The organism is Nocardiopsis lucentensis DSM 44048, assembly GCF_000341125.1.
Taxonomy (GTDB): Bacteria; Actinomycetota; Actinomycetes; order Streptosporangiales; family Streptosporangiaceae; genus Nocardiopsis; species Nocardiopsis lucentensis.
This window is the reverse complement of record NZ_ANBC01000641.1, coordinates 1-13,236: the sequence shown is the minus strand read 5'-3', so window position 1 is coordinate 13,236 and position 13,236 is coordinate 1. Positions and strand designations below refer to the sequence as shown.

General features: G+C 73.0%; 13 protein-coding genes. 4 read left to right on the top strand and 9 right to left on the bottom strand.

What is annotated here, in order from left to right; genetic code table 11:
• A partial coding sequence (locus D471_RS0122835; RefSeq protein ID WP_017600765.1) for an MFS transporter occupies positions 1-1,122 on the bottom strand: 1,122 nt, incomplete at its 3' end.
• A 201-nt stretch (positions 1,123-1,323) separates the two neighbouring features.
• Between D471_RS0122835 and D471_RS0122830 the strand changes: the two genes are divergently transcribed.
• A complete protein-coding gene (locus D471_RS0122830) occupies positions 1,324-1,683 on the top strand; it encodes an ArsR/SmtB family transcription factor (RefSeq protein ID WP_017600764.1) in 360 nt (119 codons plus the stop codon).
• Positions 1,684-1,723: 40 nt separating this feature from the next.
• Here D471_RS0122830 and D471_RS0122825 read toward each other — a convergent pair whose 3' ends face one another.
• Complete coding sequence (locus tag D471_RS0122825; RefSeq protein WP_017600763.1) at positions 1,724-2,407, bottom strand: hypothetical protein; 684 nt, start codon at positions 2,405-2,407, stop codon at positions 1,724-1,726.
• Positions 2,408-2,522: 115 nt separating this feature from the next.
• Positions 2,523-3,143, bottom strand: coding sequence for a hypothetical protein (locus D471_RS0122820; RefSeq protein WP_017600762.1), 621 nt, complete (start codon positions 3,141-3,143; stop codon positions 2,523-2,525).
• Positions 3,144-3,482: 339 nt separating this feature from the next.
• Between D471_RS0122820 and D471_RS0122810 the strand changes: the two genes are divergently transcribed.
• The 3 genes from D471_RS0122810 (at position 3,483) to D471_RS0122800 (ending at position 6,819) form a co-directional block, all read left to right on the top strand.
• Complete coding sequence (locus D471_RS0122810; protein WP_017600760.1) at positions 3,483-4,838, top strand: GAF domain-containing protein; 1,356 nt, start codon at positions 3,483-3,485, stop codon at positions 4,836-4,838.
• A gap of 65 nt (positions 4,839-4,903) precedes the next feature.
• A complete protein-coding gene (gene exaC, locus D471_RS0122805) occupies positions 4,904-6,427 on the top strand; it encodes an acetaldehyde dehydrogenase ExaC (protein ID WP_017600759.1) in 1,524 nt (507 codons plus the stop codon).
• The gene (locus D471_RS0122800; protein WP_017600758.1) at positions 6,427-6,819 is read left to right on the top strand and encodes a DUF779 domain-containing protein; all 393 of its coding nucleotides are present in this window, start codon (positions 6,427-6,429) and stop codon (positions 6,817-6,819) included. Before exaC ends, D471_RS0122800 begins: the two co-directional genes overlap by 1 nt.
• 304 nt (positions 6,820-7,123) lie before the next feature.
• Here D471_RS0122800 and mnhG read toward each other — a convergent pair whose 3' ends face one another.
• From mnhG to mbhE, 6 genes are all read right to left on the bottom strand, one after another.
• A complete protein-coding gene (mnhG, locus tag D471_RS0122795) occupies positions 7,124-7,531 on the bottom strand; it encodes a monovalent cation/H(+) antiporter subunit G (protein WP_017600757.1) in 408 nt (135 codons plus the stop codon).
• The gene (locus tag D471_RS0122790) at positions 7,528-7,872 is read right to left on the bottom strand and encodes a monovalent cation/H+ antiporter complex subunit F (protein ID WP_017600756.1); all 345 of its coding nucleotides are present in this window, start codon (positions 7,870-7,872) and stop codon (positions 7,528-7,530) included. The genes mnhG and D471_RS0122790 overlap by 4 nt, the downstream gene beginning before the upstream one ends.
• Positions 7,869-8,417 (bottom strand): Na+/H+ antiporter subunit E, encoded by a 549-nt coding sequence (locus tag D471_RS0122785; RefSeq protein ID WP_017600755.1) that lies wholly within the window; start codon positions 8,415-8,417, stop codon positions 7,869-7,871. Before D471_RS0122785 ends, D471_RS0122790 begins: the two co-directional genes overlap by 4 nt.
• Positions 8,418-8,505: 88 nt before the next feature.
• Positions 8,506-10,173, bottom strand: coding sequence for a Na+/H+ antiporter subunit D (locus D471_RS0122780; protein WP_017600754.1), 1,668 nt, complete (start codon positions 10,171-10,173; stop codon positions 8,506-8,508).
• A complete protein-coding gene (locus D471_RS0122775; protein ID WP_017600753.1) occupies positions 10,173-11,003 on the bottom strand; it encodes a Na(+)/H(+) antiporter subunit C in 831 nt (276 codons plus the stop codon). Before D471_RS0122775 ends, D471_RS0122780 begins: the two co-directional genes overlap by 1 nt.
• The coding region (gene mbhE, locus D471_RS35670) for a hydrogen gas-evolving membrane-bound hydrogenase subunit E (protein ID WP_040690740.1) at positions 11,000-13,236 on the bottom strand (2,237 nt) is incomplete at its 5' end. The genes mbhE and D471_RS0122775, both read right to left, overlap by 4 nt.

The following is a 13,236-nucleotide window of genomic DNA, read 5'->3' as shown; positions in this document are numbered from 1 at the left end:
CGCCTGCCCCGCACGTGCTCCCAACCACCCCGCCAGGGGATAGGTGAGCAGGAAGCACGCGTGGGAGAGCGCGAACTGGGCGGCGAACAGTGTCGGAAGGGGGTGGGGGCCGCCGGAGCGGCGCAGCAGGCGGCCGGTGGGGGTGAGGACGAGCGACGTACCCGCGCCGAGGAGGAGCCAGCACGCGAGCAGCCCCAGCCACGCCGTGGCCCCGGCCGACGCGGACAGCGTGAGGGCGGCGCCCGCCAGCCCGAGGGCGAGGACGAACCCGGCGGGCAGCATCACCGTGCGGTCACCGGCCCTCTCCAGGACCCGGGGCAGCAGCAGGGCCACCGCCATCGACCCGGCGCCGAACGCGCCCAGCGCCAGTGCCACCGCCGACTGCTCCCGGCCCAGACCGTCCCGCACGATGACCACCGTGTTGACGAGGACGACGGCGGTCGCGGACGCCACGGCGAGGTTCATGGCCAGCAGGGCGCGGAGCCGGGGGACGCGCAGGAACGGGCCGACGCCTAGCGGCGAGCCGGTCCGGGCGGGTGCTCCGTCGCCGCGCGTACCGGGCAGGTGTGCCGCGAGGACCAGGACGGACGCGGCGAGGAACCCGGCCCCGGTGCCGAGGAACAGGGTGTCGTACCCCACCACGGTGAGGAGGGCGGCCGCGATGAGCGGACTGGCGAGGCTCTCCAGGTCGTAGGCGAGTCGGGACAGGGAGAGGGCCCGGGTGTAGTCGCTCTCGTCGGTCAGGACGTCGGGGATCGTGGCCTGGAAGACGGGGGTGAAGGCCGCCGAGGCCGTCTGGAGCAGCAGAATCAGCAGATAGACCTGCCACACCTCGTCGACCAGAGGCAGCCCCAGGGCGCAGACCGCGCGCAGGGCGCTGGCGGTCGCCAGGAAGGCGCGGCGGGGGAGCCGGGCGGCCACCGCTCCGACCAGCGGTGACACGCTGACGTAGGCCACCATCTTGATGGTCAGGGCGGTGCCCAGGACGGTTCCGGCGTCGGCGCCCGCGAGGTCGTAGGCGAGCAGGCCGAGGGCGACGGTCGCCAGGCCGGTGCCGAGCAGGGCGAGCACCTGGGCGGTGAACAGGCGGCGGTAGGTCGGATGGGCGAGGACGCGGAGCATGGGCGGGGCTCCCGGGGGTCGGCGACAGTACGGGAAAGTATAAGTGCGCACTTGCGCACATGTCACTCCTTCGACTGTCGTGCGTCCGAGTGGCCCGCTGGCCGCTTCGGCGACGCCCGGTCGGCGAACCGGGGCGGGCGCCGTGGACGTCGTTCGCCGTGTGGGGAGTGCGGGTTCGCGGAACACGCCTAGACTGCGCGCATGCCCGATCGTGAGCCGCCCTCCGCCCCGAGCCTGTTCCACGCGCAGCCCCCGGGCCCCGAGCGGCTCACCGTGGCCGCCGACGTCTTCCGGATGCTCTCCGACCCCACGCGCCTGTGCCTGCTCTGGACGCTGGCCCAGGGCGAGGCCGACGTCGGCCAGCTCACCGAGGCGAGCGGAGCCTCGCGGACGGCGGTGTCACAGCACCTGGCCAAGCTCCGCCTCGCGGGCCTGGTGGAGGCGCGCCGCGAGTCCCGGCACTCGATCTACCGCATGCGCGACGGCCACCTGCGCCGACTCGTCCTGGAGGCGCTCAACCACGCCGACCACGTCGTCACCGGTGAGCCGCCGCACGAGTGACCCCGGCCCTGGCGGCGCGCCGGGGCGGCCGCGCGGTCGGCTACCCCCGGTACGGCGGGACGGGGCCGTGCGGCCACGGGTGTTGCTGACGCCGCCTCAGGTCGGCCTTGCGCGACAGGCGCGTGATCAGGGTGACCAGGAAGATGATCAGGCCGGCGAAGAAGCCGACCATGGGGATGAGGATGCCCGAGACGACCCCCAGGCCGAGCTGGGCGTCCGCGCTCCGGACCACGTCGACGCCGCCCACCGCGTAGGGGGTGGTGGCGGAGCCGCCGCCCCAGACCATGCTCGCCGAGCAGGTGATGCGGTGGGTGCCGGGCTCGCGGGTGTCCAGTGTGGCGACGTACTCCCACTCCCCGTCGTCGGACTGGTACGAGTACCGGTCCGCCAGCAGTTCGAGGCTCTCGCCCGAGGGGGACCGGTGCTCACAGGGGACGACGTCGGTCGACCGGGCCGAGTAGAGCGCCCAGTCACGGGATTCGCCCTCACCGACCTCGAAGGTGGCGGACGACTCGCCGTCGAACTCCGCCTGGAAACCGGGGCTGGGGTTGGGGCGTTCGGGACTGGTGCCGAAGACCAGGATGCAGGTCCCCGCCGCCAGACAGAGCACGAGAACGGAGGCGGCCACCCAGTACCAGAGCGTGCGCGGTCTGATCTCGGGTGCGGGGGTGTTCGGGGCCGCGGTGGCGCGGGGCGCGGGAGGCGGTACGTGAGGGGTGGACATGTACCGAATTGTGTCATGGTGGTGTGACCGAAAGTGACCCGCGGGAAGCCGGTCCGCCGCCCCGCCGGTCCTCCGCGCGCGGTGACCGGCCTCGCGCCGGGGCCGGTCGGAGGAGTCACCCCTGGTACGGGGACCGGCCCCGCTCGCCGAGCAGGCGCCGCCTGTGCCGGTTGCGGCGCGCCGCCGTCACGATGAGGATCGGCGCCCCGACCAGCAGTCCGGTGAGCGGCACACCGAGGATCGAGGCGAAGGCGCCCATGAGGTTGGCGAGGAAGGTCCGCTCGCCGTCCTGGATGTCGGTGACGCCGAAGGCGGTGTCCGCTCCGCCGTCGCACGCGAGCGTGTACTCACCGGCCCCGGCGGTCTCGGCGTCGCCCGCCAGCGCCCAGCTCTCCGACAGTGTGTCGACACTGTGGCTGTAGGGCGGGAAGCCGAACTCGCGCTCCTGGCCGTCGGGGAGGACCAGCACGCAGGCGTACCCGTCGGCGTCCCACGGGCTGGCGTACAGCCCCAGCCTCCCGACCCCCTCGTCCAGGGTGAACGTGACCTCGCCCGAGCCCCGCAGCTCCGCCTCGAACTCCGGCGGCGCCAGCATCCGGACCATCACCACCGCGAAACCGGCGATCCCCACGAGAATCCCCAGGGTGATCACCCCCGTGCCGAGGACGTACCACACGCGGCGCGGGCGCAGCTCGCGCGGATCGACCAGCGGTCTTCTCAGTGGGTGTGCGGACATGTCCACTCCTCGTCTCGGTGCCTCCACGGTGGGACGGCGCGCCGCGCGCGGCGGTTCGGCCCGACGCGTACCTATCGGAGCGGTGGGGCGGAGGAGGCCGTGATCCTCACGTCCCGGTCCTTCGCGGCGCGTCCGAACTCGTCCCCACCGTGCGAGAAGTCGTCCGTTCGGGCCCGGGTTCCCGTGGAACGCGTCGCCCCGAGCGCTCCGGTGACCGGCAGACCGGTCCCGCGCGTGTCCCCCACCCCTTGCCAAGCGCCCCGTGCGCGGTTTCACTCGGGGTGACGGGACGGGCCGCGGCCGCGGCGCGCTTCCCGTCCGGGTGAGGGGAGACAGCGGATGGCCGACGGGTGGATCGCCTGGTCACGGGGGGCCGACCCCGACTCCGTGCGCCGCGACGTGGCCGCGGCCCACGAGCGCTTCACCGACTCCGGGCAGGTCGGTGACCGGGTCCGCGCCGTCGTCGGCGACTCCTGGCGGCGCAGTGTCCGGCACGGCGTCGACCCCGACCGGACGACCCCCCGCGTGGAGCTCACCGGCCACGCCCTGCACGACCACCGCGCCGCCCACCCCCTCGCCCCCGTCATGCCCTTCCTGCGCCGACTCCTCGTGGACGCCGCCCCCGGCCCCCAGATCGTCGCGGTCGGGGACACCTCCGGCCGACTCCTGTGGGTCGAGGGAGACCACCGGCTGCGTGACAGCGCCGAGGCCATGTGCTTCGTCGAGGGCGCCAACTGGCACGAGCGGTCGGCGGGGACCAACGCGCCCGGCGTCGCGCTCACCCTTGACCACGAGGTCCAGGTCTTCGCCGGCGAGCACTTCGCCCGGGGCGTGCACCGCTGGAGCTGTTCGGCGGCGCCCCTGCACGATCCCGACACCGGCGCGCTGCTCGGCGTCCTCGACCTCACCGGGGAGGACCACGTCGCCTCGCCGCACGCGTTGGCCCTGGTCCGCACCGCCGCGGCGGCGGCCGAGGCGGAGCTGCGCGCGCTGCGCCTCGTCGGCCGGGTTCCCCCGCCGCGCCCGGACTCCGGCGCCCCGCTCCCCGGCCGCGCCCGCCTGAGCGTCCTCGGCCGTGACGGCGCCGGACTCGCCCTCGACGGGCGGACCGTCGCGCTCAGCCTCCGCCACGCCGAGATCCTGCTGCTGCTCTCCCGTTGTCCCGGCGGCCTGACCGGCGCCGCACTGGGCGCACGCCTGCACGAACGTGACGCCGCCCCGGTCACCGTCCGCGCCGAACTGGCGCGGCTGCGGCGCCTGCTCGGCCCGGGGTTGCTGGACTCCCGCCCCTACCGCCTGCGCCGCCCGGTGGGGACCGACGTCGACGACGTGCGCCGCCACCTCGCCGCCGGGGACCACCGAAGCGCCCTGGACGCCTACCCCGGCCCCGTCCTGCCGCGCTCCGAGGCGCCGGGCGTGGTGGAGGTTCGCGAGGCCCTCCAAGCCGAGGTGTGCGCGGTCCTGACCGACCACGCCTCCCCCGACGTGCTGCTGGACTGGGCGGAGCGCCCGGGGTGGCGTGACGACCCCCGGGCCGTGGCGGCGGCGCTCGGCGCGGCTCCTCCCGGCACTCCGAGGCACGCGGCCCTGCGCGGGCGGCTCCTCTGGCTCGGTCGCTGCCCCGCCGCGCCCTCCGACCGTGCCTCCCCCTCCGGCCACACCGGCGCAACGTACTCGCAACGTCGCGGTGACTAGCGTCACGTCCCGCAGCGGCGGCGCCGGGACCGGACATCGGCGCCGACGGAGACGAGGAGGCAGACATGACGATCTACACACCCCCCGGTGAGCCCGGCAGTGTCGTGGAGTACGCCCCGCGCTACGAGAACTGGATCGGAGGGGAGTGGGTCCGCCCCGTGAAGGGGCGCTACTTCGAGAACCCCACCCCGGTCACCGGCCGGACCTTCACCGAGATCGCCCGCAGCGGCGCCGAGGACGTCGAACTCGCCCTCGACGCCGCCCACGGCGCCGCGCCCGCCTGGGGCCGCACCTCCGCCGCCGAGCGCGCGCTCGTGCTCAACCGGATCGCCGACCGGGTCGAGGAGAACCTGGAGCGGCTCGCCGTCGCCGAGTCCTGGGAGAACGGCAAGCCGGTCCGTGAGTGCCTGGCCGCCGACCTCCCGCTGGCGGTGGACCACTTCCGCTACTTCGCCGGGGCCATCCGCGCCCAGGAGGGGCACACCTCCCAGATCGACGAGGACACCGTCGCCTACCACTTCCAGGAGCCGCTGGGCGTGGTCGGCCAGATCATCCCCTGGAACTTCCCCCTGCTCATGGCCACCTGGAAGCTGGCCCCCGCCCTGGCCGCCGGGAACGCCGTCGTGCTCAAGCCGGCCGAGCAGACCCCGGCGTCGATCCTCCTGCTCGTCGAGCTCATCGCCGACCTGCTGCCGCCCGGCGTGGTCAACGTCGTCAACGGCTTCGGCGCCGAGGCGGGCCGCCCGCTCGCCTCCAGCCCCCGAGTGCGCAAGGTCGCCTTCACCGGGGAGACCACCACCGGGCGCCTCATCATGCAGTACGCGTCGGAGAACCTCATCCCGGTCACCCTGGAACTGGGCGGCAAGAGTCCGAACCTCTTCTTCGCCGACGTCGCCGACCGCGCGGACGCCTTCTACGACAAGGCTCTGGAGGGGTTCACCCTCTTCGCGCTCAACCAGGGCGAGGTGTGCACCTGCCCGTCCCGGGCGCTCGTCCAGGGGTCCGTCTACGACCGCTTCCTCGGCGACGCGCTGGAGCGGGTCGGCGCCATCGTCCAGGGGAACCCGCTCGACACCGGGACCATGGTCGGCGCCCAGGCCAGCAACGACCAGCTGGAGAAGATCCTGTCCTACATCGACATCGGGGTCCAGGAGGGCGCCAAGGTGCTCGCCGGGGGCGGGCGCGCCGACCTCGGCGGTGACCTGTCCGGCGGCTACTACGTCGAGCCGACGGTCTTCGAGGGGCGCAACGACATGCGGATCTTCCAGGAGGAGATCTTCGGCCCCGTGGTGTCGGTGACCCGGTTCGACGACTACGCCGACGCGATCAAGACCGCCAACGACACCCTGTACGGGCTCGGCGCGGGCGTGTGGTCGCGCGACGGCAACACCGCCTACCGGGCGGGCCGGGACATCCAGGCCGGACGCGTGTGGGTGAACAACTACCACGCCTACCCCGCGCACGCGGCCTTCGGCGGCTACAAGCAGTCGGGGATCGGCCGGGAGAACCACCGGATGATGCTCGACCACTACCAGCAGACGAAGAACCTGCTGGTGAGCTACTCCGACTCGGCGCTGGGGCTGTTCTGATGCCCCTCCCCGCCGACGGCGCGGGGGTGGAGCGGGTGGCGGTCACCGACGAGGCCGCCGCCCTGCTCCGCGACCTGCGCGCCGAGCACGGACCGCTCATGTTCCACCAGTCCGGAGGATGCTGCGACGGGAGCTCGCCGATGTGCTATCCGGCGGGGGAGTTCCGCACCGGCGCGTCGGACGTCCACCTGGGCGACCTGGAGGTCGGCGGGCCCGAACCGGTTCCGGTGTGGATGTCCCGCGCCCAGTTCGAGCTGTGGCGGCACACCCACCTGACGATCGACGTCGTCCCGGGGCGCGGGGCGGGGTTCTCCCTGGAGGCGCCGACCGGGCGGCGCTTCCTCATCCGCTCGCGGCTCATGACCGACGAGGAGGCCGAACGGCTGGCGTGACCCGGTCACGTCCTCAGGACCGGTCACCCCAGGGGGTTACCGTTCGGGCGCCGGCAGGGTTCTTACGGAGGGGGCTGCGCCGGAGGCGTCGGTTGAGGGTGCCCGCCCCGCCGCGGAGCGGCTCCCGGGTGGTGGAGGGCGACGAAGAGGGAGGTTCCGCGGCCGAAGGCCGTCCGTTGAGGGTGGTGGAGGGCGACGAAGAGGGAGGTTCCGCGGCCGAAGGCCGTCCGTTGAGGGTGGTGGAGGGCGACGGGCGGGCCGAGGCGAAGCGGCAGGCCCCCCAAATTACTGCCCGCCCGTGGCCTCAGACCCGGCGGTCCCCCGCCCCCGCGGGGGGACCGCCGCCCCGCCGCTCGGCGATCCGCTCGGCCAGCTCGTCGGTCACCAGCAGGTCGTCGCGGATCCGTCCGGTCCGGTAGGCCACCCGGGCGGCGATGTGCCCCGCCACCGGCACCGTCAGCACCTGGAAGAGCCCCACCAGGATCAGCGTGCCCGTGTTGAACACGCCGGTCTCCTGCGGGGCGATGCGCAGGCCGATACCGACGAGGACGAGGAGCAGACCCAGCACCTGGGGCTTGGCCGCCGTGTGCATCCGGGACAGCAGATCCGGGAAGCGGACCAGGCCGACCCCCGCCACCAGCGACAGCGACGCCCCGGCCAGCAGGCACAGCACCGCGATCCAGTCCAGGACCGCGACCAGTGGTTCGCTCACGCGTTCCTCCCCTTCCCACCGGTGTCCGCCGTGCCTCCGGCGCCTCCCGGTCCCCCGGCGATGGAGTCCCCGGGATGCTCGCTCAGGTGGCGGCGGGCCACGAACTTGGAGACGCTGACCGAGCTCACGAACCCGATCAACGACAGCACCAGCAGGATCGGCAGCACCGACGGGTCGCGGTTGAACGCCGCGTAGGCGCCGATGCCGGTGAGCGCCGAGGCCACGAGCACGTCGACGGACAGCGCCCGATCCAGGATGCTGGGACCCAGCATCAGACGCGCCGTGCCGAGCAGGGCGGCCAGCCCGAGCAGCACGGCGATGGCGATCCACAGAGCGGTCACGCGTCCTCCCTCCCGGCCGCGGTCGCGGCCTCCAGGTCGGCGATGTCCCGACCGGTCCCGATGGCGCGCACGATGCGCTCCTCCAGCTTCAGCGCCCCGCCGCGGGCCCGCTCGGCCCCCTCCTCGTCGACCGCGCCGAGGGCGTGCACGTACAGCATCCGGTTCGGCTGCTCGACCTCCACGACCATGCTCCCGGGGATCGCGGACAGGGCGATCGACGTGAACACGAGCATGAGGTCGGAGTCGGTGCGCAGCCGCACCGCGATCACGGAGCTGCGCACCGGCGGGCCGGGCGCGAACACGTGCCGCGTGACCTGGAAACTGGCCATGACCATGTCCACGGCGACGAACGCCAGCAGCCGCAACGTGTTCAGCGGACGCAGTCGCAGCCCCGGGCCGATCGGCGGCAGGGGGAACACCACCGTGACCAGCACCGACACGCCGAATCCCAGCACCGCCAGGCCCAGTGACTCCTCCCGCCACTGGAAGCCGTTGAACAGCAGCATCCACACCAGCGTCATGCCGAGCGCGACGGGCAGCTGCACCTTGCCCAGCCGATGGCGCAGCGCCCTCAGGGGACGTCCGCCGCCGTCCCGCCCGCCGCTCCTCGCCGCCGACGCGGTCTTTCCACGGTCATCGGCTACCTCCCAGTACGGCGTGGATGTACGGAGTGCGCTCGATCAGCTCGATCGCGGTATCCGAGGAGTAGGCGATGAGCGGACCCGCGAACACGGTCAGGGCCAACCCCATGGCGACCAGCGCCATCGTGGCACCGACCATGCTCCGGGGCAGGACCACCGACGTGACCACCCGCGTCGCGGCCCGGGTCGCGGTGTCCTCCAGGCGGGACGAGGGCCCGACCGCCTCCTCCGGGCCGAGGGCCGCGGTGGATGTCTCGCCCTCCTCCTCGCTCTCCTCCAGAACCGTGCCCGGTTCGGCGACCATGCCCTCGGCGGGTGCCCGCCAGAACGCGTAGTTCCACACCCGCGCCATGACGTACAACGTGAGCAGGCTGGTCACCACCGATGCCACGACCAGCGTGTACGCCATGGGCGTCCCGGACTGTACACCCGCCTGGAGCAGGCCGAGCTTGCCGAGGAACCCGGACAGCGGTGGGATGCCGCCCAGGTTCATCGCCGGGATGAAGAACAGCACCGCCAGCACCGGCGCGATCCGCCCCAGCCCGCCCAGGTCGTCCAGCGACGTGGACCCGCCGCGCCGTTCGATCAGCCCCGTGATGAGGAACAGCGTCGTCTGCACGGTGATGTGGTGGGCGACGTAGAACACCGCTCCGGAGAGCCCCAACTCGTTACCGATCGCCACCCCGAACAGCATGTACCCGATATGGCTGACCAGGGTGAAGGACAGCAGGCGCTTGATGTCGTTCTGGGCCACCGCCCCCAGCGCGCCCATGACCATGGTGGCCAGTGCGACCCACAGCAGGAGCGTGTCGATCTGCGTCCCGGGGAACATCAGGGTCTGCGCGCGGATGATCGCGTACACACCCACCTTGGTCAGCAGGCCCGCGAACACCGCGGTGACCGGGACGGGCGCGGTCGGGTAGGAGTCGGGCAGCCACGCCGACAGCGGGAACACGGCGGCCTTGATGCCGAAGGCGACGACCAGGATGACCTCCAGCACGAGCCGCAGCTCGGTGGAGACGTCCCACAGCCGCTCGGCCAGCAGTGCCATGTTCACGGTCCCGGTCGCCGCGAAGACGAGCCCGATCGCGATGAGGAACAGCACCGAGGACAGCAGCGACACCACCACGTAGATGGCGCCCGCGCGCATGCGCGGCTGGGTCCCGCCCAGGGTCAGCAGGACGTAGCTGGCGGTCAGCAGGATCTCGAAGCCGACGTAGAGGTTGAACAGGTCACCGGCCAGGAAGGCGTTGGAGACCCCGGCGACCAGGATCAGATAGGTCGGCTGGTACACCGACAGCGGCGCCACCTCGGCCTTGCCCGCCATGCCCTGCCCGATGGAGTACACGAGCACGGCCAGCGTGATGGCCGCGGACACGGTCACGAACAGGGCCGCCAGCCGGTCGGCCACCAGGGTGATCCCGAGCGGAGCCTCCCAGCCGCCGAGTTGGACCGCCAGCGGCCCGAGGGTGTCGGCGCCGACCATGAGCGCGAACCCGATCAGGAGCACCGCCGTGAGCGCGGCGACGCTGACCCACTGCTGGAACCGGGGCCAGCGGGTACCGAGCGCGAGCTTGACCCCGGCGGCGAACAGCGGCAGGACCACCGGCAGCGGGACGAGGTAGTGCACGCTCGCGACGAAGAGGGATGCGTCGATCATCAGTCGTTCCCCTGCAGCTCGCTGTCCTCGGCACGGGCCAGGCGTTCGCGCTCGGCCCGCATGGTCTGGCGCATCCGCCGCCGCTGGGCGCGGACCCGGCGCCGCAGTTCCCGCCACAGCTCACGCTCGGCGGCCCGGTCGGCGCGGCGGTGCTCCCGCAGCTTCCTGCGGCCCCGGCGGATGCGCCCGCGCAGTTCGGCCACCTGCTCGACCATCGTCTGTGTGCGGTCGGTCAGCCGCCGCACGGTCTCCTGGGAGTGCTCGTCGGCGCCGCTCTCCTCGGCGTCGACCTCGAACCGGGCCAGCTCGGCCTGCGCGGCGGCGATCTCCGCCTTGATCCGCGCCTGCTCGGCCAGCTCCTGGGCGTCGGCGGCCGCGATGGTCGCCTGGAGCTCGGCCCGCTGGGCGCGGATGTCGGCGCGCAGGCGGCGGCGTTCGCGGCGGAACCGCCTGCGGACGGCGCGGATGCCCTCGCCCCGGACGATCCGCAGGTCCTCGGCGTCGTCCTGGACCTCGTCGTTGCCCTCCAGCTGCCAGCTCCGGTAGGCCATGGCCAGCAGGAACGCGGTGATGCCGAGGGTGATGACGATGGCGGTCAGGATCATCGCCTGCGGGAGGGGGTCGGTCATCTCGTCCGGGTCGGTGAGCCAGAGGATCGGCGGACCGCCGGCCGCGCCGCCCGAGGCGAGGATCATCAGGTTGACGCCGTTGCTGAGCACGACGAATCCGAGGAGGACACGGGTCAGGCTGCGCTCCAGGAGGAGCACGACGCCCACCGCGACCAGGACGCCGACGACGAGGACGAGGACGAGGCTGGGAGTGTCGTTCACGAGGTGACCTCCTCGGCCGGGGACTCGGCCCCGCGTCGGGCGGCCTCCGCGGTGTGCGCGGCGTCCCGTTCGATCTGTTCGTCGATACGGGCTCCGAGACTGCGGAGGATGTCCAGGATCAGGCCGATCACCAGCAGGTACACGCCGGTGTCGAACACCAGACCCGTGGTCAGGTGCAGGTGGCCCATGAACGGGACGTGCACGTCCAGGGACCCGCCGGACAGGATGTCGTCGCCGAACAGCGGTCCGGCCAGGGCCATCCCGGTCGACAGGGCCAGCCCCGCGCCGATGAGGGCGCCGGGCTGCACCCAGGCGGTCGCGTACAGCTCGAACCGGCCGCCCGCGAGGTAGCGGACGATGAGAGCGAGTCCGGCCACGATGCCCCCGGCGAAGCCGCCGCCGATCGCCGAGTGGCCGGTGAGCAGCAGGTACACGGAGATCACCATGATCACCGGGAAGAGGAAGCGCGAGACCACCTCGAAGATGACCGACCGCCGCTCCGTGGGCAGGGCTTCGGCGCCCGTCAGCCACGTCCGCGTGGCGGCGGGCCGGATGTGCGTCTCGCGCGGCGCGGCGCGCAGGCCGCCGAGGTCGATGGCCTCGCCCCCTCCGGGGGGAGCGTGCGGAGCGGTGTGCGACACCGGGCGCAGACCGTGGGGCCCGCCGCGCGGCTGGGCGCGTCGGCGCACGAACATCAGGCTGGCCACGCCCGCCGCGGCCGCGCCGAGGACGGAGATCTCACCCATGGTGTCCCAGGCGCGCACGTCGACGAGCAGGACGGCGATGATGTTCTCCCCGCCGACCTCGTGGGCGGCGCCGACGAACCCGGGTGAGACGGACTCGTCCTGGCGCCCGGCGAGGGCGAAGTAGGTCATGCTCGCCACGAGCGCCCCGGTGGCCGCACCGATCACCAGGTTCCACATGCGGCGGCCGCGCAGGGCCGGGGTGGAGAAACGGGCGGGCAGGCGGCGCAGGACCAGGACGAAGACGACCAGGCTCACGGTCTCCACGAGGAACTGCGTGAGCGCGAGGTCGGGGGCGCCCTGGAGGAAGAACAGCACCGCGCACCCGTAGCCGGTCATCCCGACGAGGACGACCGCGAACAGGCGGCGCCGTACGAACAGGACGAACAGGCAGGTGAGGATGATGATCACGGTCGGAATCACCTGCACGGGGGTGTCCCACACCCGTACGGGCGGCGCGGGCAGCTCCCACAGGCGGCCGGTGAGGATCGGCCACCCCGACACCACCACCACGGTGACCAGGATCGTGCCGAGGTAGACGGGCAGCGAACCGCGCTGCGTCCCTCCGGTGAGTTGGAGGGCGACGTTCTCCAGGGTGGCGAGCATCCGCCGGTAGATCCGGTCGGGGTCCACGAACGCCGTGCGCACGCCCAGCCGCACCACCCGGTGGCGCAGGAGGAAGAGCACGTAGCCCAGGGCCAGGCAGAGGGCGGACAGCAGGAGCGGGAACTCGAACCCGTGCCACAGGAGCAGGTGGGTGGTCTCGGCGCCGGGCGTCAGGGGGACGGTGTCGGCGTAGGCGGCCAGGAGCGGGTCGAGCAGACCGGAGAACGGGCCGCCGAGCAGGCCGAGCACGGCGAGGATCACGGCGGGTGCCAGGAACAGCGGCCCGGGCGCGTGGACGGGGGTGCCGGGGACGTTCTCCTTCACCGCGAAGGCGCCCCACAGGAAGCGCAGGCTGTAGGCGACGGTGAGGGTGGACCCGGCGACCAGGCCGACGAGCACGGCGGTGTCGACCGCTCCGCCCCCGGTGAAGGCGCCGAAGGCCAGTTCCTTGGCGGCGAAGCCGACGGCGGGCGGCAGGCCCGCCATCGAGACGAGGGCGAGGAGCGCGGTCCAGAACGTGCCGGGCATCGCCGTGCGCAGACCCGAGAGTTCACGCAGATCGCGGGTGCCGGTGGCGTGGTCGATGATCCCGACCACGAGGAACAGCGCGGCCTTGAACAGGGAGTGCGCGACGAGCATCGAGACGCCGGCGAGTGCCGCGGCCCGCGTCCCGGCTCCGAGGAGGGCGACGAGGAAGCCGAGTTGGCTGATGGTGCCGTAGGCCAGGACGAGTTTCAGGTCGAACTGGCGCAGCGCCTTCCACCCCCCGAGCAGCATGGTGAGCACGCCGAAGGCCAAGGCCATGGACTGCCAGACTGCGGCGTCGTGGAAGGCGGGGGTGAGGCGGGCGGTGAGGTAGACACCGGCCTTGACCATCGCCGCGG

Excerpts from the sequence above, each read along its gene's own strand:
- D471_RS0122830 (WP_017600764.1), top strand. The coding sequence starts at position 1,324 with ATGCCCGATCGTGAGCCGCCCTCCGCCCCGAGCCTGTTCCACGCGCAG.
- D471_RS0122825 (WP_017600763.1), bottom strand. The coding sequence starts at position 2,407 with ATGTCCACCCCTCACGTACCGCCTCCCGCGCCCCGCGCCACCGCGGCC.
- D471_RS0122820 (WP_017600762.1), bottom strand. The coding sequence starts at position 3,143 with ATGTCCGCACACCCACTGAGAAGACCGCTGGTCGATCCGCGCGAGCTG.
- D471_RS0122810 (WP_017600760.1), top strand. The coding sequence starts at position 3,483 with ATGGCCGACGGGTGGATCGCCTGGTCACGGGGGGCCGACCCCGACTCC.
- exaC (WP_017600759.1), top strand. The coding sequence starts at position 4,904 with ATGACGATCTACACACCCCCCGGTGAGCCCGGCAGTGTCGTGGAGTAC.
- D471_RS0122800 (WP_017600758.1), top strand. The coding sequence starts at position 6,427 with ATGCCCCTCCCCGCCGACGGCGCGGGGGTGGAGCGGGTGGCGGTCACC.
- D471_RS0122780 (WP_017600754.1), bottom strand. The coding sequence starts at position 10,173 with ATGATCGACGCATCCCTCTTCGTCGCGAGCGTGCACTACCTCGTCCCG.